Here is a 23,620-nt window from a genome sequence, read left to right as displayed (position 1 = left end):
GCCACGACCCGTTTTTATGCCGGGCCACGGCCGGTTTCCGCACGGGACCGAACCACGGCCCCACCCGGCCCCAGCCGGCGCCGGACCGGGTCGCGAGCCGTCTCAGGCCCCCGCCGGTCCGGCCGTCGCCTCACGGCCGCTCCCCCGTTCCCCCGCGCCGCCCCCACGGCGTCGCGGAGGCCCGGAGCTCAGTCTCCGAGGAGGGCCTCGACGAAGACCTCGGGATCGAACGGGGCCAGGTCGTCGGGCCCTTCTCCGAGGCCGACGAGCTTGACCGGAACGCCCAGCTCGCGCTGGACGGAGATGATGATGCCGCCCTTGGCGGTGCCGTCGAGCTTGGTCAGGGCGATGCCGGTGATGTTGACGACCTCGGCGAACACCTGGGCCTGGCGCATGCCGTTCTGGCCCGTGGTGGCGTCGAGAACGAGCAGGACCTCGTCGACCGCGGCCTTCTTCTCGATGACGCGCTTGACCTTGCCGAGCTCGTCCATCAGACCGGTCTTGGTGTGCAGCCGGCCGGCGGTGTCGACGATCACCACGTCGACCTTGTCCTGGACTCCCTTGGCCACGGCGTCGAAGGCGACCGAGGCGGGGTCGCCTCCCTCCGGACCGCGCACGACCTGTGCGCCGACCCGGTCTCCCCAGGTCTGGAGCTGGTCGGCGGCGGCGGCGCGGAAGGTGTCGGCCGCGCCGAGCACGACCGTGTTGCCGTCGCCGATGAGGGATCTGGCCAGCTTGCCGGTGGTGGTGGTCTTGCCCGTGCCGTTGACGCCGACCACGAGGACCACGGCCGGACGCTCACCGTGCGGCGTGACGTGCAGGGTGCGGTCCATGTCCGCGCCGATCTGGACGAGCAACTGCTCCTTGAGCAGGGCGCGCGCCTCCGCGGGCGTCCGGCTGCCCAGGATCTTCACGCGTGTCCGCAGCTCCTCGACCATCGTCCGGGTGGGCGCGACGCCGACGTCGGCGGTGATCAAGGTCTCCTCGATCTCGTCCCAGGCGTCGTCGTCGAGACGGTCGCGGGACAGGAGTTCCAGGAGTCCCTTGCCGAGGGTGCTCTGTGACCGGGCCAGCCGGGTGCGGAGCCGTACCATCCGGCCTGCGGACGGCGGCGGAACCTCGATCTGGGGAGTGACGACCACGGGCTCGACCGGCTTCGCCGGCGGCGGGACGGTGGTCGTCGCCGCGTCGTCATCCTTGGTGACGGTCCCGGCCGGCCTCTGCTCCCCGGGGAGCGGCGGCGCCTTGGGAGGCTCGACCGGCGGGGCCTGCCTGCCTCCCGATCTGAACAGCAGGAACACGCCGCCCACCGCGAGCAGGGCGACGGCGACGATGATCGCGATTATGCCGAGATAGGCTTCCACAAGACCACAGTTTTCCAGACGCCCCGGAATGCTCCGACCCCGATACCTCATCAACCAGCGGTGAACATACCGGAGAGGCAGTCGATCCCGGGTCGTACGAATACGCCGGCCGCACTCACAGTGCCCGTTTACAAGATCCCAAGTTCGGCGAGAAGCTTCCACACGTCGGTGGACGGGTCGCGATTAAGAGGATCACAGTGTTGGGCATGACCTGTCGCCGTGGAACAGGATGAGGCGGAACAGTCGTCTGCCATCTTCCTGGCTCGGCTCCTGGCGGCGCCATGTCTCTCCTTCAGAGCCTCCACTCGGTCATCCTTGATCGCCTTGTCCTCGGCCGCGTTGGTCGCGGCGAAGCGCCGGAAAGCAGGCTGGGACCGAAGCTTCTCGTGAACGATGGCGCTGGAACCATTCTGGGCCCCGGAAAAGTCCTGAAAATGGAGGAGAAGCCAGAGATCAAAAGAGGGATGTGAGAAGGCGATCCGCACATCGCTCTTCCGAGCCCTCTTCATCGCCTCCGGAATGCCATGGTGCTGATCACGATCGAAAACCGCCCAGAGCTGTGGTTTCCTGGCATCGTCTTCGGGATAACGGATCTCATGGTCACGCACCTCACTCTCGTACTCCAGCACCTTCTCGACGCAGGGCAGCGGCTTCAACCCGTTACCCACCGAAAGCGTGTGGATGAAGAAATCGTGATCCTCACCGAATTCCTTGTTGAGGTACGCCAGGTAGTCGGGTTCTGTGACCTCTCCCTCGACAGCCACATAGAAGACCCGGTTACCTCGCCGAACAGGGCTTGGGCCACGGTGAAGAGGCCGCCCGATCTCGGATCCCTTGCGTCGCCGTCCGCTCACTCCGTCCCCGTCCGGATGTGGGCTACCTCACGGGCCACCTCGCCCGGTGCCACTCTGGGCACCCCGCCGTATCGGCCGTGGAGATACCCGCGTTCGAGGTTCTCTTCCTTTCTCGGCCTGGCGTCGATCAACGGATAAAGCTCCGTTTCACCGGTCTTACGTTTGGTGGTGATCCATACCTGATCACGATCGACGGGACGGCCGACCAACGTGGTACCGAGCATCGCCGTGGCATGGGTGGTAAAGATCAGCTGAGCACCACGGGGGTTGGACAGAGGATCTTGGAAGAGGCGGATCACCTCGGCCACGAGCATGGGGTGGAGGCTCGAATCCAGCTCGTCGGCGAGCAGCACCGATCCTCGTTCGAGACCTTCGAAGACCGGGCCAAGGAAAGCGAACCAGGCATGGGTGCCGAGCGACTCCTGCGTAATGAAATCCAGCGGAACCGACGTGCTTCCCACCCCTCGGTGGAGAAGCCTGACCTGCTGATCCCTCGGCAGGGAGGCGTCGATCAGCATCCCCGTGACCCCCAGGTCCACGGCTCGCAGCAGCTTTGTGACCCACTCTCTGAATCTGGGACCGCTCTTCTCGTCCGTCAGCAGCCCCCAAGTGTGAGAACCCCGTTCGACGATGTCGTCTCCGGACGTGACGAGCCAGAAGTTGTCGAGAAACCATCGGTACACAACGCTGAGCTGAGGATGATTGAACGTCCCGGCGGCGGTGAGGAACAGCGCGTTCGCCCGGGTGAACTCGGTGAGCTGTTCTTTGCCCCCCTTGAGCCCGTCACCGGGAAACCTGAACTCGCCGCCTTCCTCGGGGGCACGATCCGCCTCCCTGTCGAACCACACCTGCTTGCGCCCGTGAGGGTAGGCGTGCAACCACTCCGCTTCGACCCGCTCATCGGAGAGCTCGAAGCCATAGGTATAGCGGACCGGACTCTCGCCGAGGATCAGGTCGACTTCGAAGAGTGTGGTCTCGTCGCGAGCGCGCGGATCAAGTGCGAAAGGCTCACGGGGGACGCCGGTCTCTCGCGCCCATTCGAGGACGGACCCACGGACCGCCGAGCGCATCGCCCTGATCGCCGCCAGGGTGTTGCTCTTACCCGACCCATTGGCTCCGAAGATGCCGATCAGTGGGACAACGCTGATCTCTCGCCCCTCCGACTTCACCCCGGTCGAACGGGCCGTGCCCTCGTTGAACTCGGTGGCGACGAGGGAGAGCTCTGCTTCCTCCCGCAGGGACCGATGATTGGCCACCCGAAACCTGAGGAGCATGCTGTCTCCTTCACCGTTGCCGGAGGGTCGTCTTCCGGGCTCCCATGCGAGAATCCCGCATCACAACGATGATAATCCTCAAGCGAATCCGGTTACCACTCCCGAAACAACGTTGCGGAGATTAAGCGGACTCGTGCTCCCTCAGGCGCTGGCTGATGACCTGGGTCACACCGTCGCCCCTCATCGAAACGCCGTACAGCGCGTCGGCGATCTCCATGGTGCGCTTCTGGTGGGTGATGATGATGATCTGCGAGGTCTGCCGGAGCTCCTCGAACAGGGTCAGCAGGCGCTGGGTGTTGGTGTCGTCCAGCGCGGCCTCGACCTCGTCCATCACGTAGAACGGCGAGGGCCGCGCCTTGAAGATCGAGACGAGGAAGGCCACCGCGGTCAGCGACCGCTCGCCGCCGGACAGCAGCGACAGCCGCTTGACCTTCTTGCCGGGCGGCCGGGCCTCGACCTCGACACCGGTGGTCAGCATGTCGGTGGGATCGGTGAGCAGCAGCCTGCCCTCGCCCCCGGGGAACACCCTCGTGAAGATCGTCTCAAACTCGCGGGCCACGTCCTCGAAGGCGGCGCTGAACACCTGCTCGACCCGCTCGTCGACCTCCTTGACCACGAGCAGCAGGTCACGCCGGGTCTTCTTCAGGTCCTCCAGCTGCGAGGTGAGGAACGAGTGCCGCTCCTCCAGCGCCGCGAACTCCTCCAGCGCGAGCGGGTTCACCTTGCCGAGCTGGGCCATCTGGCGATCGGCCGCCCTGGCCCGCTTCTGCTGCTCCTCCCGGACGTAGGGCACGGGGTCGCCGTCCGCCGTGGGGACCGGCTCGGCCGGGCCGTACTCGGCGATGAGGGTGTCGGTCTCGACGCCGTACTCCTCCACCGCCCGCATCTCCAGTTGCTCCAGGCGCATCCGCTGCTCGGTCCTGGCCACCTCGCTGCCGTGGACCCGGTTGACCAGCTTGTCCAGCTCGCCCGACAGCTCCCGGACCCGGAGCCGGACGGACTTGAGCGAGGCGTCGATCTGCCCGCGCGCCTGCTCGGCCTCGTCGCGCTCCGCGGTGGCGGCGGCGATCGAGGCCTCCAGCATCCGCAGCGCCCGCTCGATGCCCTGGACGACCGCCTCGGCCACCCTCGCCTGCCTGCGCCGGCGCTCTCGCCGGTCGGCGGCCCTGGCCCGCTCCTCGCGCTCCCGCTCCGCCGCGCGCATCAGCCCGTCGGCCTTGCCCTCGATGCCCTTGGCGCGCTCCTCAGCCGTCCGTACGGCGAGGCGGGCCTCCATCTCGGACTGGCGGGCCACAGCGCAGATCTCGGCGAGCTCGTCGCGCATCTCGGTGGTGGGCTCCGTCTCCAGCTCCCCCTCCTCGCTCGCGGCGGCGAGCCGTTCCTCAAGCTCGGTGAGGCCCGCCGCCTCCCGGTCGCGGGCCTCCTGCGCCGCCCGCACGCCCGCGGCCAGCCGCTCGCACTCGCCGCGGGCGGCCCTGGCCGCGGCGTCCAGCTGGGCCAGACGCCTGGCCGCCGCGGCGACGCGCTGGTCGGCGTCGCGCTGCCTGGCCCGGACCTGGTCCAGCGCGACCTGCGCCGCGTTGACCCCGGCCTGAGCGGTCTGCACGCTCGTCTGCGTCTCGGTCACCCGCGCCTGGGCGGTCTCGACCGCGAACTGCGCCTCGCCCTCGGCCTCGGCGGCCTCCTCCATCGCCGTCCCGGCCTGTTCGGCGGCGACCCTGGCCGCGGCCAGGTCGACGCCCGCCTCGTCCAGCGCGGCCCGCACCTGAAGCGCGGAGGTGCCTCCGGCCGAGCCGCCCCTGGCGGCGTAGGCGCCCAGGAGGTCGCCGGAACGGGTGACGGCCCGCAACTCGGGGCGCTGCTCGACCGCCTTCCTGGCGATCACCAGATCGTCGACGACCAGCACGCCCGCCAGCAGGTGCGCGGCGGCGGCCCGCAGCTCGGCCGGGACCGTGACCAGGTCGATCGCCCACTCGGCGCCGGCCACCGGCACGGAACCCGTCTGGATCTCCGCTCCGCCGGCGGCGATGACCAGGGCCGCCTGACCGCCGTTCTCGCTCCTGAGGAACTCGATGGCGTCGGCCGCGCTCTGCAGGGACTCCACGGCCACGGCCTCGGCCGCCGCGCCCAGCACGGTGGCGATGGCCACCTCGGCGCCGGGCCTGACCGTCAGCATGGCCGCCACCGGGCCGAGCACGCCGGCCAGGTCGGCGCCGAGCAGCACCGCGCCGCCGTCCGCACCGCTGACCAGACCCAGCTCCAGGGCCTCGAACCTCGCCTCCAGCGCGGCCACCTGGCGCTGCGCCTCCTGGTCGGCCTTGCGCGCCACACCGAGGGCGGCCTTGGCCGCTCCGAGGGCGGCGTTCGGGTCGGCGACGGCCGCCTTGGCCTCCTCCACCCCGGCTCTGGCCCGTTCCACGGACTCCCTGGCCTGCTCCACGACCTCCAGGGCGATCTCCAGCTCCTCGGCGAGGGCGGGATCGGCGGCGGGCTCGGCCCGCTCCTGTCCGTCGTGCTCGGCCTGGGCGTGCTCGGCGCGCTGCTCGGCCTCCTCCAGCGAGCGCCGCAGCCGCCCGATCTCCTCCTCGGCAGCCCCCGCCCGGCTGCGCACGGCGCCGACCTGACCCCTGAGCTTGGCCAGCCCCTCGCGCCTGTCGGCGGCGGCCCTGGCCGCGGCGGCCAGCCGCCGTTCCTCGGCGGCGAGCGCGCCCTCGGTCTCGGTGCGCCGGGCCACGGCCATGGCCAGCGACTCCTGCTCGTCGGCGAGCAGTTCGGCGAGGACCCGCTCCTGCTCCCGGACCTCCTCGGCCTCGCGCTCGAAGTCTTCGGGATCGCGCCCGCGCCGTTCCACTGCGGTGTCGGTCGCGTGGCGGCGGCGCTCCGCGGCCAGCCCGCCCAGGCCCCTGAGGCGCTCACGCAACGAGGAGAGCCGGAAGAAGGTCTCCTGCGCGGCGGCCAGGCGCGGCTGGGCCTCGGCCTCCGCTGCCTCCAGCTCGGACTCGGCGACCTGGCCCTGCTCCAGCTCGACCTCCACCGCCGCACGGCGGGCGAGGACGGCGGCCTCGTCGGCGGTCTCCCGCTCCAGCGTGGTCCGCAGGGTGAGCACGTCGTCGGCGAGCAGCCGGAGGCGGGCGTCACGGAGGTCGGCCTGGATGACGGCGGCCTTGCGAGCGATCTCGGCCTGACGGCCCAGCGGCTTGAGCTGGCGGCGCAGCTCGGTGGTGAGATCTTGGACCCGGGTCATGTTGGCCTGCATCGCGTCCAGCTTCCGCAGCGCCTTCTCCTTGCGCTTGCGGTGCTTCAGAACGCCCGCGGCCTCCTCGATGAACGCCCGGCGCTCCTCGGGACCGGCGTGCAGCACCTGGTCGAGCTGGCCCTGCCCGACGATGACGTGCATCTCGCGGCCGATGCCGGAGTCCGACAACAGTTCCTGGATGTCCAGCAGGCGGCAGATGTCGCCGTTGATGGCGTATTCGCTCTGGCCGGCCCGGAACATCAGGCGGCTGATCGTGACCTCGGTGTAGTCGATCGGAAGCAGGCCGTCGGTGTTGTCGATGGTCAGCGTGACCTCGGCGCGACCCAGCGGAGCTCGCGAGGAGGTGCCCGCGAAGATGACGTCTTCCATCTTGCCGCCGCGCAGCGACTTGGCGCTGTGCTCACCCATGACCCAGGCCAGGGCGTCGACCACGTTGGACTTGCCCGATCCGTTGGGACCGACGACCGCGGTGATCCCCGGCTCGAAACGGAGGGTGGTGGCCGAGGCGAAGGACTTGAAACCACGCAGGGTCAGGGTCTTGAGATACATCCGCCCCCCTGTTCCTCGTGCGCCCCCGTCCACCGGGGCGCCGCGCCCGGCGGTTCGGGCGCAAATTTCCGGTGTCTTCCCTCGTCAGTCCGTTGCTCGACTCTCGTGTGGGGGAAGACTACCGTTCTTCACCCGCGCTCGCCTGTACACGGCCTATGGTGCGGTGCATGGATGCGGAACGCGGTGAGGGCGAAGCTCCATCAACCCCCTCAAGTGGGGAAACTCTTCTTAAAAGGCGCACTTTTCTCATAGGAGGGGGGCTGGCCATGTTGGGCCTCGGCGGGGCCGCACTGATGGCCGGTCCTGAGGGCATTCGGGACGCGTATGCACAGATCGTCTGCGGTGCGGCTCCCGATCCGCCGGCGACGCACCCCGGGGCACGCCTGCAGAGCAGGGTCGACCGCCGTCGAGTGATCATCGGATTTCCGCCGGGAGTCCGGGGGGAGATTCCTGTGGTGATCATGCTTCACGGGCCCGCGGGCAACGCGTGCACCCCGTTCGACCGCTATGCGGCCGATCGCCACCTGGCCGCGAGCGGAGGGCGGTTCGCGGTCGCCTCCATCGACGACTGGCCCTCCGCCGACATCACCGGGGCGATCCTGCCCTACCTTCGGGCGAACGGGCTGGACACCGAGAGGATCGGGTTGCTGGGCTGGTCGTCGGGTGGCGCCGGAGCGCTGAGGCTGGCCGCGGAGCTGGGCCCGAAACGGGTGTGGGCGGTCGCCGCGGCGTCACCCGCCGTCACCGCGTCACAGGCGCCGCTGCGCGAGCTCGTGGACATCCCGGTGTGGCTGGGCTGCGGCGAGCACGACGATTGGGCCCTGCAGACTCAGACGATGCTGAAGGGCCTCAAAGCGCTGGGCGCCACAACCGAGGGAAGGGTTACCTCCGGATGCCAGGACGTGGCCTACCGCCGCCGGGTGTTACCCGAGCAGCTGGCCTTCCTTTCGCGCCATATATGACAAGGGACGCCCCGTAGAGGCGCCCCTGGACAGTGTGTTCCGTCCCGGCCTCTAGGTAAGGGCCGGCTCGCGATCCTGCAGACGGTTGAACGCCTCGTCGCGGGTGTTGGCCGCGAGTTCGTCGTTCTGGGCCTGGAGCCGGGTGAGCTCTCCCTCGAGATCACGGATGCGCTGCTGGAGACGACGCATTTCCGAGACCATTCGAGGGTCGGGACCGCCGACGTGGCCGAGTAGAGCCTTCGCCATGGTAAAGGGTCCTCCACGCTGAGTGACCAGACTGGTTCGCGCACTTCTTTGCCGCGGGAGGGGTGCGCGCGGTTCTCATCAAGAGTCGCACCGGTGAGGGAGACGGTCAAGTTGAACGCTCCAGGTGGATGCACCAGTAGGCACTCTCGACAGATAACTATACCTTATTTTGGGGGTTTTGTGGAAGTGGTCAGCGCTCCACGAAGCCCACCAAACCGCCTTTCGGGTCATTCCAGTACTCCGAGACTCCGTCCACCAGACCGGGCGTGTCACCGCTTCGGAGCAGGCCCAGGAGCGCGGCGCACGACTCCTCCGGGCCCTCCGCGACGATCTCCACCCGGCCGTCCACCATGTTGCGCGCCCAGCCGGTCAGGCCGAGTTCCAGGGCCCGCGCCCGAGTCCACCAGCGGAAACCGACCCCCTGCACACGGCCCCTGACCCAGGCGGTCAGCCGCTTGTTCGTCACAATCCAGCCCTTTTCGGGCGAGGCTGGCAGCGAGGGCAACTGTAGGAAGAACGGTTCATGAACGACTCCCTGATGATCGGGGCGCCGCACTTCCGGCAGGGTTCGTCCCGCCTGCCGTACACGGCGAGTGACCGGTCGAAGTAACCGCTCTCGCCGTTGACATTCACGTAGAGACTGTCGAATGATGTGCCGCCCTCGGACAGCGCGGCGGACATCACCTGACGGGCGGCGGCCAGCAACTCGGCGATCTTCGGCTTGGTCAGCGTCCCGGTGGGCCGGACGCCGTGCAGACCGGCCCGCCAGAGCGCCTCGTCGGCGTAGATGTTGCCGACGCCGCTGATCAGCGACTGGTCCAGGAGCGCCCGCTTGACCTCGGTCTGCTTGGCGCGCAGGCGACCGGCGAACTTCTCGTCGTCGAAGTGGTCCTCGAACGGGTCGGCCGCGATGTGGACGATCGGCTCCGGCACGGGACGGCCACCGGAGTGGGCCATCGCGGTCACCAGCACGTGCCCGAAGGTCCGCTGGTCGACGAAGCGCAGCTCGGGACCGCCGTCGGCGAAGCCGATCCGGACGCGGAGATGCTTCTCCGGGGCCGAGCCCGGCTCCACCACCAGCAGCTGACCGCTCATCCCCAGATGCGCCAGGATCGCGTCGGAGCCGTCGAGAGGAAGCCAGAGATATTTGCCCCTGCGCTCGGCGGAGCCGATCGTGCGACCCCTCAACCGGGAGACGAACTCCTCGGCGCCGGGGACGTGTCGCCGGATCGCCCGTGGGTGAAGCACCTCGGCGTGGGCGACCACCCGCCCGGACACCCAGCGCTCCAGGCCCCGCCGTACGACCTCGACCTCGGGCAACTCGGGCATGCACCCCTCCTTGAGCAGGCCGGCCGGCCCTTGGGCGGGTCAGCTGGCTTCGCGCCGGTCCCGGTTCTGTCGGATCCGGGTCCAGGCCGCCTCGGCGGCCTGTTGCTCGGCTTCCTTCTTCGAGCGTCCGGAACCCGAACCATATTCCTCTCCGCCGACGCGAACGATCGCGGTGAAGGACTTGGCGTGGTCGGGACCGCTCTCCTCGACGTGATACTCGGGCACACCGAGCGATTCGGACGCGGTGAGCTCCTGGAGCGACGTCTTCCAGTCGAGCCCCGCCCCGAGCGAGGCGGAGCGGACGATGAGGGGGTCGAAGAGCAGGTGGACCACGCGGAACGCCTCGTCCAGGCCCCTGTTGATGTAGACGGCGCCGATCAGCGCCTCCAGGGTGTCCGCGAGGATCGAGGACTTGTCGCGTCCTCCGGTGCCCTCCTCGCCACGGCCGAGCCGCAGGAACCTGCCCAGGCCCAGGGTGCGGGCCACGTCGGCGAGGGCGCGCATGTTGACCACCGCGGCCCTGAGTTTGGCCAGCTGCCCCTCGGGCAGGTCGGGGTGGTTGCGGTAGAGGGTGTCGGTGACCACCAGGCCCAGCACCGAGTCGCCGAGGAACTCCAGGCGCTCGTTGGTGGGCAGGCCGCCGTTCTCGTAGGCGTAGGAGCGGTGCGTCAGCGCCCGCTCCAGGATGGCGACGTCCATCGCCACGGACAGGACCCGCTCCAGCTCGTCTTTGACGATCTGGACGGCCACCGGTTTGATGCTGCTCATACCCACGGCTTCTCCTCGCACGGCTCTCATCGAAGGCGCGATGGCGAAGGGGAGAACGAGAAGTGCCCGAAGACGTGGTGGGCGCCGGGAGGGTACGCGATCACACGCGAACCCCGGCGTCCACCACAGCCGCGGGCGGACCGCCATCGCATGGGGAGTGCAAACGGTAACGCCGGCCGGGGCCGGAAAGGGACCCGGCCGGCGTCCGTCGGTCAGAATGCGATCAGGCGGAGGGCTCGATCACCTGACGGCGGTTGTAGGTGCCGCAGGTCGGACACGCCACGTGCGGACGCTTGGGCGAGCGGCACTGGGGGCAGCTCACGAGCGAAACCGCGGCAGCCTTCCACTGCGACCTGCGGGAGCGGGTGTTGCTCCGCGACATTTTGCGCTTGGGGACAGCCACGTCAGCTCTCCTGATCGTTGTTATGTTCGGGTATGAGACCTTGCAGCTTGGCCCAACGGGCGTCGACCACTTCGTGCTTGTGGCCAGGCCCCGCGTCGGCCAGCCTGACTCCGCATTCCACGCAGAGCCCCGCGCAGTCTTCACTGCAGACCGGGCTCAGCGGCAGTGTGAGCACCACCGCGTCGCGGAATACGGGTTCGAGATCGAGCAGGTCGCCGTCGAGAAGCGAGTCATCCTCGGCAGCATCCTCTGCCGAGTAGAAGAACAGCTCCTGGAAGTTCACCTCGGTGTTCGAGATGACCGGCTCCAGGCAGCGTGCGCACTCCCCCCGCAGCGGGGTTCGCGCAGTGCCCGTGACGAGCACACCTTCCATGACCGCTTCAAACCGGGCGTCCAGCTCGACATCGGCGTCCTTGGGGACACCGATCATGTCGACGCCGATGTCCGCCGGGGCCGGGAGAACGAGCTTCATCGTGCGCATGAGCCCCGGTCGCCGCCCCAGTTCGTGGGTGGAGACCACCCAGGGGGCTCGGGGGTTCAGGTGCTGAGTCATTCCGCTCTCACTAGGCATGGCGCATCGACGCCGTCGTGCAAGGCCGAATTAAGAGAATAGCAGGGCTTAGCCCCTGAGCCGTTCGACCAGGAGTTCCTGCACAAGATCAGGCACGAGGCCGGACACGTTCCCGCCATATTTGGCGATCTCCTTGATCCGGCTGGACGACAGGAACGAGACCTCCGGGGCGGTCGCCATGAACAGGGTCTCCACCCCGGACATCCGATAGTTGAGCTGGGCCTGCTGGAGCTCGTAGTCGAAGTCGCTGACCGCGCGCAGGCCCTTCACGATGGCGGGGATCTCCTGCTGTCTGCAGTAGTCCACCAACAGACCGTGGAACTTGTCCACCCGCACGTTGCCGTACTCCTTGGTCACGGTCTGGAGGGTCTGGATGCGTTCCTCGACCGTGAACAGGCTTTTCTTCTCAAGGTTGATCAGTACGGCCACCACGACCTCGTCATACTGCCGGGAAGCCCGGCTGATGATGTCCAGATGGCCGTTGGTGACGGGATCGAACGATCCCGGACAGACAACGCGACGCAAGGTGAACCCCCTGCTCTATGGATTCCCGGCGGCGCGACCGTACCAAACGGACGCTTCGCCGTAACGACGGACCCTCTCCTCTTCATACCCGAGAGGCCAGACCAGGTCCTTCCCCCTGCTCTCCCGTTCCACCGCGATCAGCGCGTCTTCCTCCAGCCAGCCGTGGTCCCTCAGCTGCCCGAGCACCGCGTCCACCGCCTCGTCGGTCATCGCGTAGGGCGGATCGGCGAACACGAGGTCGTACGGCTCGCCGGTGCCCCTGGCCAGCACCCTCTCGACCCTGTCGGCCGCGAGTTCGGCTCCCGGCAGCCCGAGTGCCGCGACGTTCTCCTTGATCGTCCGGACCGCCTTGGCCTCGGACTCCACCAGAAGGGCGTGGGAGGCCCCTCGCGAGAGCGCCTCCAGCCCGAGCGCGCCCGATCCCGCGTAGAGGTCGAGCACCCTGCTCCCCTCCAGCGAGCCGAACAGCGACCCCACGGTGGAGAAGATCCCCTCCCGGGCCCGATCGCTCGTGGGGCGGGTCCCCCGTCCCGGCGGCACCGCCAGCCGCCGTCCTCCTGCGATTCCCGCGATGACTCGACTCACCCGCCCATCCTCTCAGTGCCGGCCGGATGCCGATCCGGGGCCGGTGCCGCCCGGACCTCGAACTCCGGACCCAGGCTCCGGACCCAGACCTCGGACTCCGGACCCCAGCCCCCGGGCTCCGGACCTCGGATCTTGGGATCTCGGGTCGGCCCCGTCTCATGGTTTGGGCGGATGATCCCTCTTTGATACGGACGAATCCCCACTCGATTCACATAGTTGATCATCTCCCCACAACCCTCCCGAATCACCGCTCCACAACCTGGAGGACCAACGTGTTTTCGCAGCGCGGCGTGTCGCGACGCATCACATAACCGCAGGTCAAAAGGGTCCTGACAGGTGATCTAGGTCAAGAGTGGGCAAGGAGTGGCGACGAAAGCGCAAGGGTCGTTCCACCAGGTGCCGGTGCCTTGCATGATGAGTCCTGCGGCCTCCAAGTGACCCAGGGGGAGGCCGACCGGCGTGATCGTGAGCCCTTCCGCACGCCGGTGCTCTCGGCACCTGACCCGAGAGTGGGCCCAAGCGGGGACGGCATTCGGGGGGAGGCCGTCCCCGCAGTTGGGTCCGCAGGTTTCCCAGCGGGCGGGCAGTCGTCTTTCAGCACCCGGACAGCCGTCTTTCAGCACCCGGACATCCGTTCCCGGCGGACAGACCCCCACCCCTCCGGCATCCGGACGACCGTTTCGTTTCCCCACGGGCGGACTCCCGCCTTTCCAGCAGTTCGTTTCCCCGCAGGGCGGGCTCCCGCCTTTCCAGCAGCCGGACAGCCGTTTCCCGGCGGGCGGACCCCCGCCCCTCCGGCGCCCGGACAAGGGTGACCGGCCTCACATCTCCGGCGGACGGGGAGATCCGGCATCGCCCCTCCGAGCGGGACGTCCGGCCTCAGGTCTTCTCGAGGTATTCGGCGCGCTCGTCGGCGAGAAGCCTGTCGATCTCCATTCGGAGGACGGGATGCCCGGTCAGATCGGGGTCGGCGGTCAGCATCGTCTCGGCGTCCAGGCGGGCGGCGTGGATGACGTCCTCGTCGCGGAGAAGCCTGAGCATCTTCAGAGACGATCTGCGGCCCGACTGGGCCACACCCAGCACATCACCCTCCCTGCGCTGCTCCAGGTCCACACGGGACAGCTCAAAGCCGTCCAGGGTCGCCGCCACCGCGTCGAGGCGTCCTCTGGCGGGTGTGCCGCCCAGGGACTCGGTCACCAGCAGGCACAGGCCGGGCAGCCCGCCTCGCCCGACCCGGCCGCGGAGCTGATGGAGCTGGGAGACCCCGAACCGGTCGGCGTCCATGATGACCATGACCGAGGAGTTGGGGACGTCGACGCCGACCTCGATGACCGTCGTCGCCACCAGGACGTCGATCTCGCCCCTGGTGAAGGCCCTCATCACCGCGTCTTTCTCCTCGGGCGGCAGCTTGCCGTGGAGCACCGCCGTACGGAGCCCGTGCAGCGGCCCCTCCGACAGCGTCTCCGCCACATCGAGCACCGCCAGCGGCGGCCTCCGCTCGTCGTCGTCCTTCGACAGGTCGCCCTCGTCGCCCTCCAGATCGCCGATGCGCGGGCACACGATGTAGGCCTGCCGGCCCAGCTCGATCTCCTCGCGCAATCGCGTCCAGGTCCGGTCGAGGAAGTGCGGCTTCTCCGCGGCGGGCACCACGTGGGTGGTGATCGGGGCGCGCCCGGAGGGCAGCTGGGAGAGGGTGGAGACCGTGAGGTCGCCGAAGACCGTCATGGCGACCGTGCGCGGGATCGGGGTGGCGGTCATGACGAGCACGTGCGGGCGCCCGCCGCCGGCCTTCTCGCGCAGCGCGTCGCGCTGCTCGACGCCGAACCGGTGCTGCTCGTCGACCACGACCAGGCCGAGATCGGCGAACTGCACGCGCTCCTGAAGCACCGCGTGGGTGCCGACGACGATCCCCGCCGCGCCCGAGGCGGCGTCGAGCATGGCCGAGCGGCGGGCGGCCGCGCCCAGCGAACCGGTCAGCAGGGCGACCACGGTGCCGCCGAACATGCCTCCGGTGGCCAGCTCGCCGAGCATGCCGGAGATCGATCGGTGATGCTGCTGGGCGAGCACCTCGGTGGGCGCCAGCAGCACGGCCTGACCTCCGGCGTCGACCACCTGGAGCATGGCCCGCAGCGCCACGATGGTCTTGCCCGCGCCGACCTCGCCCTGGAGCAGCCGATGCATGGGATGGGCGAGCGCCAGGTCGGCCGCGATCTCCTCCCCCACGCCCCGCTGCCCCTCCGTGAGCTCGAACGGCAGCCGTCCGTCGAAGTCGGCCAGCAGCCCGTCGCCGCGCGGGGGGCGGGGCGTGGCGGGCCAGGAGGCGGCGGCCATCCGGCGCTGGATCAGCACGGACTGGAGCAGGAACGCCTCGTCGAACCTGAGCCGCTTGCGCGCCCTGGTCACGTCGGCGTGGTCGCGCGGCCGGTGGATCGCGAGAAGCGCCTCCGCCAGGCCCGGGAGCCTGTGCCGGGCTCGCAGGTCCGCGGGAAGCGGATCCTCCAGCTCCCCCATGGTGTCGAGGACGACTCCCATCGCCCTGCGGATGGCCCAGGGCGTGACGTCCTTGCCCGCCGGATAGATCGGCACCAGCGCGGCGGCGAACTCCTCGGCTCCCGCCTCGGTCTCCTCGAACATCTCGAACTCGGGATGGGACAGCTGCCACCTGCGCTTGTCACCCTGGCCGAACGCGCCGACCTTCCCCGCGAACATGCCCCGCCTGCCCGGCCGCAGCCGCGTCTCCGCGATGTGCGACGTCTTGCCGAAGAAGGACAGGTAGATCTTGCTGCCGCGGCCGTCGACGACCTCGACCTCCAGCCAGGTGCCGCCCTTGTTGCGCATCGGCCTGCGCATGGCCCTGGTGACCTCGCCCACCACGGTCACGTGCTCGTCGATCTGCAGGTCGTCGAGGTTCGTCAGCTCACCCCGCTCGGCGTAGCGCCGCGGGTAGTGCCGCAGCAGATCGCCGACGGTGCGCAGGTCGAGAACGCCTTCCAGCAGCTTGGCCGTCTTGGGGTCCAGCGCCTTCGTCAGCGGCTCGTCGAAGCTCGTCACCCGAATGTTTCTACCGCGTCCGGGCGACAGAATTCACTCGACGCCGACGCACGGCGGGTAACCGCCCCGCCCGCCTTCGTCCGGGACCGCCTCGATGCCGGGCCTCTTCCCGCCCGGACGATCCTGTACGGCTCGCCGGACCGCCACGGGGTCGGGGACCTGCGGCATGTCTGCCGTTCCCCCTCCGGGATGCGCTACGGTTGCCATCGAAGATTATCCCCGTTCGACCAGTCATGGCGGCTCGCGTTGCCACGCATGGCCGGACATCGGATATCCTCTTATGGCCAGCCGGTCGTCCCGGCGTGCCCGATGACCGCCCGCTAACGCGGCGGACCGGGCCTCTCGACTGATATGAAGGAGCGAACCGTGGCTTCCGTCTGCGACGTTTGCGCTAAGAAGCCGACCTTCGGCAACAACATCTCCCACTCGCACCGCCGCACCCGTCGCCGCTGGAACCCGAACATCCAGCCCGTGCGCGCAGTGGTGAACGGCACGCCGAAGCGGCTGAACGTGTGCACCTCCTGCATCAAGGCCGGCAAGGTCACTCGCTAGTCAGACTCACGCAGCAGCCCGCCGTCTCGGGAAGAGGACGGCGGGCTGCTGCTTTTTCCCGTCTCCCGGGTCCACCGGGGCTCCTCTAGCGCGTGCGCCAGGCGTGGTCCACCGGGCCGATGCCCGCTCCCAGCGGGAAGCCGTGCGCGATCGCGCCGGTGACGTACGCCTTGGCCTTCTCCACCGCGGAGGGGACGTCCTCGCCGAGGGCCAGGTGGGAGGCGATGGCGGAGGCCAGGGTGCAGCCGGTGCCGTGGGTGTGGCGGTTGTCGTGGCGCTCGGCCGTGAAGCGGAACTCCCGCGTGCCGTCGGTCAGCAGGTCCACCGGGGCGCCGGGCAGGTGACCGCCCTTGATCAGCACCCACGTGGGGCCGAACTCGAGGACCGCGTCGGCGGCCCGGCGCAGGTCCCCCTCGTCCTCGACCTTCACCCCGGCGAGCTGTGAGACCTCCCACAGGTTGGGGGTGACCACGGTGGCCACCGGCAGCAGACGCGACCTCATCGTCTCCACGGCCTCCGGTGCGAGCAGCGCGTCGCCGTGCTTGGACACTCCCACCGGGTCCACCACCACGGGCACGTCCAGCCGGACGAGCGCCTCGGCGACCGTCTCCACCAGCACGGGCGAGGCCAGCATCCCGGTCTTGACCGCCTGGGCGCCGATGTCGCCGAGCACCGAGTCGAGCTGGGCGCGGACGGCCTCCGGAGGAAGCTCCCAGTAGCCCTGCACGCCCAGCGAGTTCTGGGCGGTCACCGCGGCGATCACGCTCATGCCGTGCACGCCGAGGGCCAGCATCGTCTTCAGGTCGGCCTGGATGCCCGCGCCACCGCCGGAGTCGGAACCGGCGACGGTCAGCACGCGAGGAGGGGTCAAATCGGTCATGTCCCCCATCCAACCAGTTTCAGGTCAGGCGACCGCGCACTCCCCCGGCGGCTTTCCCGGGATTCGACCGGCCCCGCCTCGGGCGGCCGCTCTCTCAAGCGGCCGCGCGCTCCCCGTGGCCCGCTCTCACGGGATTCGGTCGTCCGGGCTCAGGCGACCGAGCACTCCCCCTGGCTACTCTCACAGGTCCGGGGAAGCTCCGCCCTGCCGTACGCGGTGAAGTCGACGACCAGTTTCTCGCCCGCCTTCAGGTTCTTCCCCGATTCGATCACCAGGGTGTCGCCGACCTGCTTCCCGCCGGCTCCGCCCACCGAGGAGACCTTTCCGTTCACCGGCAGGCTCAGCCTCAGACCGCTGAGGCTCTCGTCCGCGGTGACCACGACCCTGACGGTGTAGGTCAGCGCCCTGTCCCTCACGAGGTCGACGCCGACCTTGATCGCCGCGGCTCCGTCCGGAGCGGGCGCCTCGGAGGGCTGGGCGGGCTCGGGGGCGTTGTCCACCGGGGGCTGCGTCGGAGCCTGCGGCCCGTCGTCGCCGAGGGGCACGGAGACGGGACTCCGTGAGGGCTCGGGGCTGCTGTCCGCGCGCTCCGGCCTGCCGGCGGGCTCCGGCTCGTCAACGGGCTCCGGCTCGTCGGCGAGCACCTGGGAGCCGGCGGGCGGCCCGTCGTCGGCGGTGGCGTCTGTGGTGGGCCGGGGGGCGCGGGTGGCCTTCGGCACGCGGGTCGGACTCGGGTCGGAGGTCGCGGCGCCGCCGCGGCGGGTGGCCTCCGGGGTCGGGACGGTCTCCCCCTTCGCCTGCTCCTCCTCGGGCTCCTCGGCGAGGGCGGGTTCGCCGTCCGGCTCGGTGGGCTCTCCGTCCGGCTCGGTGGTCTCGGCCTGCGGCGCCGGCTGGTTCGACGCGGCCACGACGCAGCCGCCGGGCGGGCAGTCGGTGCTCGACCCCGCGGGGCTGGTCATCACCTGGACGCCGACCACGGTTCCGCCGAGGACCACGGCCACCGCCGCGACGGCCAGCAGCGTCATCTTCGTCCGCCCGCCGGAGCGCCGTTCCTTCTTGGGCCAGACCGGATCGGACAGCTCGGACTCGGCGGACCATCCCGATCCCAGGAATCCGGTTTGGGGCTGGGTGACCGCCGACTCCTCAGGACGGAGCCGGCGCCCGATCGGCTCGTCATAGGTGCCGGGTTCCACAGTGGGCTTCGACCTCCGTTTTTCCCGGCTGGGGGAGGCGTCCTCCCCGTGTTCCGCATGGCGGCCCATACTGCCCCTTTCCTCTAGGGAATCTCGACCGCCCATCTTCATACCAGTTCCATAACCGTTTGTCGCAAATTTCACTGATGTCACAACAGGTGGGAAACGTCACTCCCGGAAGTGGTCCCAGCCGCCGCGGTCCAGCGAAATGCCCTTGACCTGCACGCCTTCCCCGTCGATCACGTGGCCCACCACGGTCCAGGCCGGCGAAAGCCGTGCGTGAGCGGGAAAAGTCGCGGCGAGGGCGTGATCCTCCCCGCCGGAGAGCACCCACTCCAGCGGGTCGGCGCCGAGCCGCCGGGCCGCCTCCCTGATCGGGTCGGGGAGGGCGAAGGCCTCCGGGTCGAGCACGAGGGCGACCCCGGAGGCCTTCGCGATGTGCCCGAGATCCTGGACCAGGCCGTCGCTGACGTCGAGCATCGAGGTCGCGCCGAGCTCGGCCGCCTCACGCCCCTGGGCGTAGGGGGGGTGCGGACGCCGGTGGGCCTCGATCAGCTCCGCCGGCCCGCCGAGGCCCTCACGGAGCGACGCGAGCCCCGCGGCGGCGTACCCGAGCCGCCCGGCCACCGCGACCAGGTCTCCGGGGCGCGCCCCCGAGCGCGTGACCGGCGCGCGCCCGCCCAGGTCGCCGAGAGCCGTGACACCGATCACGACCAGGTCGCAGCGGGTGATGTCCCCGCCCGCCACACTGGCGCCGACGAGGTCGCACTCGTCGCGGAAGCCGTCGGTGAGATCGTCCAGCCAGGTGAGGCCGGCGTCGGCGGGCAGTCCGAGGCCGACCACGATGCCGGTGGGGACGGCGCCCATCGCCGTGACGTCGGACAGATTCTGCGCCGCGGCTTTACGACCTATGTCGTAACCACTAGACCAATCACGACGAAAGTGCCTACCCTCGATCAACAGGTCCGTTGTCACGACGACCCGACCGTCAGGAGCGCTCAACATCGCGGCGTCGTCCCCGGGACCGAGCAACACGGTCCTACCTTGTGGCAAACGTCCGGCAATACGTGCAATAACCCCGAATTCGCCGAGATCTCCGACTGTGATGGCGCACCTCCCGTTCATGACAGGGTACGGTGACCTTTCGGCACTGATCCAATCGCCCGGGAGGACGTTATGGTGCAGGCCTATATTCTCATCCAGACCGAGGTCGGCAAGGCCGCGAACGTGGCCGGCGAGATCTCCGGAATCCCCGGTGTCACGCAGGCCGAAGACGTTACCGGCCCCTACGACGTGATCGTGCGGGCCGAGGCCCGCAACGTGGACGAGCTCGGCAAGCTCGTGGTGGCGCAGATTCAGGCGGTGGAGGGAATCACACGTACCCTTACGTGTCCCATCGTTCATATCTGACCATCAGGAATGTGAGATGCATCTCCGGTTCGCCCGCTGGACGGGGTGCGCCTGCGCCCTGCTGATCCTGGCGGGATGCGGCGGCGCCGTCCGGGTGGACCCGCCCGTCCCCGAGGGGGCGGCCGCGGCCGCCTGCGAGAAGCTCGGAGAGCGACTCCCGCAGAAGCTCGACGGCGCGGACCGGGTGGAGTCCACCCCCGCCTCGCCGTACGTCGCGGTGTGGGGAGCGGGCCAGATCGCGCTGCGCTGCGGGGTGCCGCGGCCGGCGGCGATGGCCGCCACCGACCAGGTTCCGGAGATCGACGGAGTGGCGTGGTTCCCCGACCCCGTCCGGCCGACGCTGTTCACGTCGATCGGACGGGAGGCCTACGTCGAGGTGACGATCGGCCGGGAACACACCCCGCAGACGGTGCTCGTCGATCTCGCGGCACCCGTCAAGGCGGCGCTACCGTAGGCCGGGCGAGCGGTGCAGCGCGAGCTGGATCAGCCGATCGACCAGCTGGGGGTAGGACAGCCCGGTGGCGGCCCACAGCTGCGGCGCGACCGACATCGCGGTGAAGCCCGGCATGGTGTTGATCTCGTTGAGGATCAGCTCGCCGTCGGGGGTGTAGAAGAAGTCGACGCGCGACAACCCCTCGCAGCCCAGCGCCTCGAACGCGCGGACGGCCATGGCCCGCAGCTTCTCCGCCATGTCCTCGGGGATGTCCGCGGGCGCCGAGAGGGACATGTCGTCGCCGATGTACTTGGCCTCGAAGTCGAAGAACTCGTGGTCGCCGCGGACCAGCACCTCGCCGGGCACGCTGGCCCTCGCGGCCTCGTCGCCCATGGACTCCAGCACGGCGCATTCGATCTCACGGCCCGTGATCGCGGCCTCGACCAGCACCTTGGGGTCGTGCTCGCGGGCGAACTCGATGGCCCGCTCCAGCTCCTCCATGCCGCGGGCCTTGGAGATGCCCTGGCTGGACCCGGCACGGGCGGGCTTGACGAACACCGGCCAGCCGAGCTCCTGGACCTCCTTGAGGATCCGGTCGCGGTCGGTCCGCCAGTCGCGGTCGCGGACGACGACGTAGGGGCCGACGGGCAGGCCCGCGGCCGCGAGCACGATCTTCATGTAGGCCTTGTCCATGCCGACCGCGCTGGCGAGCACCCCGGAGCCGACGTAGCGGACCCCGGCCATCTCCAGCAGTCCCTGGATCGTGCCGTCCTCGGCGAACGGCCCGTGCATCACGGGGAAGACGACGTCGACACGGCCGAGCTCAACCGGGATGCTCCCCGAGTCGTAGGCCACCAGCGGCCCTCCGCCGGACGGCAGCGCCAGTCCGGACCCCTGGGCGTCGACGGCCGGCAACTCACCGCCGTCGATCTCATAACGCTGGTCCCCTGAGGCGAGCACCCACCGTCCGTCGCGGGCGATCCCCACGGGAACCACCTCGTATTTGGATCGATCGATGGCCTCCAGCACACTGCCCGCTCCAAGGATGGAGACGGCGTGCTCGGAGTTGCGACCGCCGAAGACGACGGCGACCCGCGGCCGGGGTTCGTGCTGTTCACTCATGAAGACCGAATCTACCCCCTCTTAGGGGGCAATCTGCCTGTTAGACGCGCCTATCTACCTGATACGGGGAGGGAGTCCAGGGCCTTGGTCACGTCCATGATGAGGTCTTCCGCGTCCTCCAGCCCGATGGAGAAACGGACCGCTCCCGCGTCGACTCCGGAGCCCCCGCCGACCCCTCGACGGGTGATCGAGGCCACGTGCGCGGCCTTGGTGCGCGTGCCTCCGGCGGAGGTCGCGACCGAGGCGAGTTTGAGCGCGCCGGCCAGAGCCACGCCCGCGCCGTAACCGCCGTGCGGGGTGATCGTCACGCAGGCGCCGTACCTGGTGCCCTCGGGACCGGAGTCGAACAGGCGCCTGGCGAGCTGGTGGCCGGGGTGTCCGGGCAGTCCCGGGTAGTCGACCCGGCGCACGGCGGGGTGCTTGGCCACGGCGGCGGCGAACACCATCGCGGTGGAGCACATCCGGCGCACCCGCAGGGGCAGGGTCTCCAGTCCCCTGCGCAGCAGGAACGCGTCGTCGGGAGAGAGCGTGCCCCCCGTGTCGACGCTGACCTCGCGCAGCTGGGCGACCAGATCGGGCCGGCCGACCGCGACGCCGCCGGTGCAGTCGTCGTGGCCGCCGAGGTATTTGGTCGCGGAGTGGATCACCAGGTCGGCGCCGTGTTCGAGGGGACGGCACACGATCGGGGTGGCGAAGGTGGAGTCGACCACCAGCAGCGCCCCGGCCGTGCGGGCGATCCGGTAGAGGCCGCGGATGTCGGAGACGGCCATCGTCGGGTTGGAGAGCGTCTCCGCGTAAATGATCTTCGTGTTGGGCCTGACCTCCGCGTTCACCCGGGCGAGGTCGCCGTAGTCCACGAAGTCCGCGCTGACCCCGAACCTGGACAGCACGTTGGTGATCAGTGAGCGGGTCCCGCCGTACAACGGGGTCGGGGCCACCATGTGCGCGCCCGCGCGCAGGAACGTCATCAGGACGGCGCTGACCGCGGCCATCCCCGAGGCGAACGCCTGCCCGGCCACGTCCTCGGGCGCGGCGGCGCCCTCCAGGGAGGCCACCGCCGCGGCGAAGGCGGCGGTGGTGGGGTTGTCGATCCGGTCGTCGGCGAAGCCCGAGCTCTTCTCCTCCAGCGCGTCGGCGTATTCGGGGGGGTCGCCGACGCTCCACGCGGAACTGCGCCACACCGGGAATCCGAAGGGGGTCCGCTCGAGCGCCGGCGGAGAGGGCAGGTGCACCGATCGGGTGTTCTCACCCTGCCTTCTGCGTGTGCGTCTGTTCACAGACCGTACCGTTCCGCTTTGGGAGTCCGCGACATCAGCAGCACCGCGGCCTCGCTTGGTGGCATTGCGTCATGGACCACCGCCACCACCACCTCGGTGATCGGCATCTCCACGTCGTGCTTTCTGGCCAGTTCGAGGACCGACTCGCAGGACTTGACCCCCTCGGCGGTCTGTTTCGTGGCGGCGATGACCTCGGCCAGGGTCATGCCCCGTCCAAGATTCTCACCGAAGGTACGGTTCCGGGACAATGGGGACGTGCAGGTCGCCACCAGATCGCCCATGCCCGCCAGGCCCGCGAAGGTGTGCGGATCCGCGCCGAGCACCTCGCCCAGCCGGGAGATCTCGGCCAGCCCGCGCGTCATCAGCATCGCCCCGACGTTGTCTCCGAGCCCCATCCCCGCCGAGATGCCGACCGCCAGGGCGATCACGTTCTTGATCGCCCCTCCGAGCTCCACCCCCACCACGTCGGGGTTGGTGTAGGGGCGAAACCACGGCGGCAGGTAGCAGGCCGCCTGGAGCCGTTCCATGGCCCGCTCGTCGGTGCAGGCGACCACGGTCGCGGCGGGCTGGCCCCGGACGATCTCACCGGCCAGGTTGGGCCCCGACACCACCGCGACCCGCTCCTGCGGCACCTCCGCGACCTCGCAGATCACCTCGCTCATCCGCTTGGTGGTGCCCAGTTCGATGCCCTTCATCAAACTGACCAGCACCGCGTCGGGCGGCAGATCCGCCTTCCAGCGGCTCAACTCGAAGCGCAGGGTCTGGGCGGGCACCGCGAACACCACGAAGTCGGCGCCGTCGAGGGCCTCGGCCGGATCGGTCGTGGCACGCAGCGTGTCGGGCAACACCGCGCCGGGAAGATAGCCGGGATTCTCGTGGCGGCGGTCGATCGCCTCGACCACCTCCGCCCGCCGTCCCCACAATGTCGTCCGGGTGCCCGCCCCCGAAAGGATCATGCCGAAGGTAGTGCCCCACGAGCCCGTGCCGAATACAGCCGCCTTGGTCATTTCATCACC

The 23,620-nt window shown here is 69.6% G+C and carries 24 protein-coding genes; 4 read left to right on the top strand and 20 right to left on the bottom strand.

The features are described from left to right. Positions 1-188 precede the first annotated feature (188 nt). The 4 genes from ftsY to smc all read right to left on the bottom strand — a co-directional run bounded on the left by ftsY (position 189) and on the right by smc (position 7,297). The gene (gene ftsY, locus J2853_RS42830) at positions 189-1,364 is read right to left on the bottom strand and encodes a signal recognition particle-docking protein FtsY (protein ID WP_307567395.1); all 1,176 of its coding nucleotides are present in this window, start codon (positions 1,362-1,364) and stop codon (positions 189-191) included. Positions 1,365-1,492: 128 nt separating this feature from the next. After that, complete coding sequence (locus J2853_RS42825) at positions 1,493-2,128, bottom strand: RloB family protein (protein ID WP_307567393.1); 636 nt, start codon at positions 2,126-2,128, stop codon at positions 1,493-1,495. Positions 2,129-2,214: 86 nt separating this feature from the next. Then, complete coding sequence (locus J2853_RS42820) at positions 2,215-3,492, bottom strand: AAA family ATPase (protein ID WP_307567391.1); 1,278 nt, start codon at positions 3,490-3,492, stop codon at positions 2,215-2,217. 121 nt (positions 3,493-3,613) lie between these two features. Further along, on the bottom strand, positions 3,614-7,297 hold the full coding sequence (gene smc / locus J2853_RS42815) for a chromosome segregation protein SMC (protein ID WP_307567390.1): 3,684 nt from the start codon (positions 7,295-7,297) through the stop codon (positions 3,614-3,616). A gap of 452 nt (positions 7,298-7,749) precedes the next feature. Between smc and J2853_RS42810 the strand changes: the two genes are divergently transcribed. Beyond that, the gene (locus J2853_RS42810; RefSeq protein WP_307567388.1) at positions 7,750-8,259 is read left to right on the top strand and encodes an alpha/beta hydrolase; all 510 of its coding nucleotides are present in this window, start codon (positions 7,750-7,752) and stop codon (positions 8,257-8,259) included. A 51-nt stretch (positions 8,260-8,310) separates the two neighbouring features. On the opposite strand, the gene J2853_RS42805 is transcribed toward J2853_RS42810, so the two are convergent. The 10 genes from J2853_RS42805 to J2853_RS42760 form a co-directional block, all read right to left on the bottom strand. Continuing rightward, a complete protein-coding gene (locus tag J2853_RS42805; RefSeq protein WP_307567386.1) occupies positions 8,311-8,505 on the bottom strand; it encodes a hypothetical protein in 195 nt (64 codons plus the stop codon). A gap of 190 nt (positions 8,506-8,695) precedes the next feature. After that, a complete protein-coding gene (locus tag J2853_RS42800; protein WP_307567384.1) occupies positions 8,696-8,971 on the bottom strand; it encodes an acylphosphatase in 276 nt (91 codons plus the stop codon). Then, positions 8,968-9,834, bottom strand: a complete 867-nt coding sequence (gene mutM, locus J2853_RS42795; RefSeq protein ID WP_307567383.1) for a bifunctional DNA-formamidopyrimidine glycosylase/DNA-(apurinic or apyrimidinic site) lyase — start codon at positions 9,832-9,834, stop codon at positions 8,968-8,970. The genes J2853_RS42800 and mutM overlap by 4 nt, the downstream gene beginning before the upstream one ends. A 39-nt stretch (positions 9,835-9,873) precedes the next feature. Further along, positions 9,874-10,602, bottom strand: coding sequence for a ribonuclease III (gene rnc, locus J2853_RS42790; protein WP_370879494.1), 729 nt, complete (start codon positions 10,600-10,602; stop codon positions 9,874-9,876). Between the two features lie 223 nt (positions 10,603-10,825). Continuing rightward, positions 10,826-11,005 carry a 50S ribosomal protein L32 gene (gene rpmF, locus J2853_RS42785; RefSeq protein ID WP_012894381.1) on the bottom strand — a complete coding sequence of 60 codons (180 nt, stop codon included), beginning with the start codon at positions 11,003-11,005 and terminating at the stop codon, positions 10,826-10,828. 1 nt (position 11,006) lies between these two features. After that, the gene (locus J2853_RS42780) at positions 11,007-11,558 is read right to left on the bottom strand and encodes a YceD family protein (protein WP_307567381.1); all 552 of its coding nucleotides are present in this window, start codon (positions 11,556-11,558) and stop codon (positions 11,007-11,009) included. A gap of 66 nt (positions 11,559-11,624) precedes the next feature. Further along, positions 11,625-12,101, bottom strand: coding sequence for a pantetheine-phosphate adenylyltransferase (coaD, locus tag J2853_RS42775; RefSeq protein ID WP_307567380.1), 477 nt, complete (start codon positions 12,099-12,101; stop codon positions 11,625-11,627). Positions 12,102-12,116: 15 nt separating this feature from the next. Next, on the bottom strand, positions 12,117-12,686 hold the full coding sequence (gene rsmD, locus J2853_RS42770; RefSeq protein WP_307567377.1) for a 16S rRNA (guanine(966)-N(2))-methyltransferase RsmD: 570 nt from the start codon (positions 12,684-12,686) through the stop codon (positions 12,117-12,119). A gap of 879 nt (positions 12,687-13,565) precedes the next feature. Further along, positions 13,566-15,737 (bottom strand): ATP-dependent DNA helicase RecG, encoded by a 2,172-nt coding sequence (recG, locus tag J2853_RS42765; protein ID WP_307567375.1) that lies wholly within the window; start codon positions 15,735-15,737, stop codon positions 13,566-13,568. A 33-nt stretch (positions 15,738-15,770) separates the two neighbouring features. Then, entirely contained in the window at positions 15,771-15,905 is a 135-nt protein-coding gene (locus J2853_RS42760; protein WP_307567373.1) for a hypothetical protein, read from the bottom strand. A 198-nt stretch (positions 15,906-16,103) separates the two neighbouring features. On the opposite strand from J2853_RS42760, the gene rpmB reads away from it, so the two are divergent. After that, positions 16,104-16,289 carry a 50S ribosomal protein L28 gene (rpmB, locus tag J2853_RS42755; RefSeq protein WP_089213390.1) on the top strand — a complete coding sequence of 62 codons (186 nt, stop codon included), beginning with the start codon at positions 16,104-16,106 and terminating at the stop codon, positions 16,287-16,289. 85 nt (positions 16,290-16,374) lie between these two features. Here the strand turns inward: rpmB and thiD are convergent, their stop codons facing one another. From thiD to J2853_RS42740, 3 genes are all read right to left on the bottom strand, one after another. After that, complete coding sequence (gene thiD, locus J2853_RS42750) at positions 16,375-17,178, bottom strand: bifunctional hydroxymethylpyrimidine kinase/phosphomethylpyrimidine kinase (protein ID WP_307567371.1); 804 nt, start codon at positions 17,176-17,178, stop codon at positions 16,375-16,377. A 140-nt stretch (positions 17,179-17,318) separates the two neighbouring features. Next, complete coding sequence (locus J2853_RS42745; protein WP_307567369.1) at positions 17,319-18,362, bottom strand: hypothetical protein; 1,044 nt, start codon at positions 18,360-18,362, stop codon at positions 17,319-17,321. Between the two features lie 168 nt (positions 18,363-18,530). Then, positions 18,531-19,487, bottom strand: a complete 957-nt coding sequence (locus J2853_RS42740) for a thiamine-phosphate kinase (RefSeq protein WP_307567368.1) — start codon at positions 19,485-19,487, stop codon at positions 18,531-18,533. Positions 19,488-19,538: 51 nt separating this feature from the next. On the opposite strand from J2853_RS42740, the gene J2853_RS42735 reads away from it, so the two are divergent. Both J2853_RS42735 and J2853_RS42730 read left to right on the top strand, forming a co-directional pair. Further along, a complete protein-coding gene (locus tag J2853_RS42735; RefSeq protein ID WP_307567367.1) occupies positions 19,539-19,772 on the top strand; it encodes an Lrp/AsnC family transcriptional regulator in 234 nt (77 codons plus the stop codon). A gap of 16 nt (positions 19,773-19,788) precedes the next feature. Further along, positions 19,789-20,226 (top strand): DUF3515 domain-containing protein, encoded by a 438-nt coding sequence (locus tag J2853_RS42730; RefSeq protein ID WP_307567366.1) that lies wholly within the window; start codon positions 19,789-19,791, stop codon positions 20,224-20,226. Here J2853_RS42730 and J2853_RS42725 read toward each other — a convergent pair. The 3 genes from J2853_RS42725 to J2853_RS42715 are packed head-to-tail and all read right to left on the bottom strand — an operon-like array spanning position 20,218 to position 23,611. Then, positions 20,218-21,327 (bottom strand): D-alanine--D-alanine ligase family protein, encoded by a 1,110-nt coding sequence (locus J2853_RS42725; RefSeq protein WP_307567363.1) that lies wholly within the window; start codon positions 21,325-21,327, stop codon positions 20,218-20,220. The genes J2853_RS42730 and J2853_RS42725 overlap by 9 nt on opposite strands. A 50-nt stretch (positions 21,328-21,377) precedes the next feature. Then, on the bottom strand, positions 21,378-22,604 hold the full coding sequence (locus J2853_RS42720; protein WP_307567362.1) for a trans-sulfuration enzyme family protein: 1,227 nt from the start codon (positions 22,602-22,604) through the stop codon (positions 21,378-21,380). Next, positions 22,601-23,611, bottom strand: coding sequence for an NAD(P)H-dependent glycerol-3-phosphate dehydrogenase (locus J2853_RS42715; protein WP_307567360.1), 1,011 nt, complete (start codon positions 23,609-23,611; stop codon positions 22,601-22,603). The genes J2853_RS42720 and J2853_RS42715 overlap by 4 nt, the downstream gene beginning before the upstream one ends. Between the last annotated feature and the right edge of the window lie 9 nt (positions 23,612-23,620).

This window comes from Streptosporangium lutulentum (assembly GCF_030811455.1).
In the GTDB taxonomy this organism is placed as follows: domain Bacteria; phylum Actinomycetota; class Actinomycetes; order Streptosporangiales; family Streptosporangiaceae; genus Streptosporangium; species Streptosporangium lutulentum.
This window is presented reverse-complemented; position numbering and strand designations above follow the sequence as displayed.

Coding starts and splice junctions, on each gene's coding strand:
- J2853_RS42760 (WP_307567373.1), bottom strand. CDS start 15,905: ATGCCGCAGGTCCCCGACCCCGTGGCGGTCCGGCGAGCCGTACAGGAT.
- J2853_RS42805 (WP_307567386.1), bottom strand. CDS start 8,505: ATGGCGAAGGCTCTACTCGGCCACGTCGGCGGTCCCGACCCTCGAATG.
- thiD (WP_307567371.1), bottom strand. CDS start 17,178: ATGGGGGACATGACCGATTTGACCCCTCCTCGCGTGCTGACCGTCGCC.
- smc (WP_307567390.1), bottom strand. CDS start 7,297: ATGTATCTCAAGACCCTGACCCTGCGTGGTTTCAAGTCCTTCGCCTCG.
- J2853_RS42715 (WP_307567360.1), bottom strand. CDS start 23,611: ATGACCAAGGCGGCTGTATTCGGCACGGGCTCGTGGGGCACTACCTTC.
- J2853_RS42820 (WP_307567391.1), bottom strand. CDS start 3,492: ATGCTCCTCAGGTTTCGGGTGGCCAATCATCGGTCCCTGCGGGAGGAA.
- J2853_RS42740 (WP_307567368.1), bottom strand. CDS start 19,487: ATGAACGGGAGGTGCGCCATCACAGTCGGAGATCTCGGCGAATTCGGG.
- mutM (WP_307567383.1), bottom strand. CDS start 9,834: ATGCCCGAGTTGCCCGAGGTCGAGGTCGTACGGCGGGGCCTGGAGCGC.
- J2853_RS42780 (WP_307567381.1), bottom strand. CDS start 11,558: ATGACTCAGCACCTGAACCCCCGAGCCCCCTGGGTGGTCTCCACCCAC.
- J2853_RS42725 (WP_307567363.1), bottom strand. CDS start 21,327: ATGAGTGAACAGCACGAACCCCGGCCGCGGGTCGCCGTCGTCTTCGGC.
- rnc (WP_370879494.1), bottom strand. CDS start 10,602: ATGAGCAGCATCAAACCGGTGGCCGTCCAGATCGTCAAAGACGAGCTG.
- J2853_RS42735 (WP_307567367.1), top strand. CDS start 19,539: ATGGTGCAGGCCTATATTCTCATCCAGACCGAGGTCGGCAAGGCCGCG.
- J2853_RS42730 (WP_307567366.1), top strand. CDS start 19,789: ATGCATCTCCGGTTCGCCCGCTGGACGGGGTGCGCCTGCGCCCTGCTG.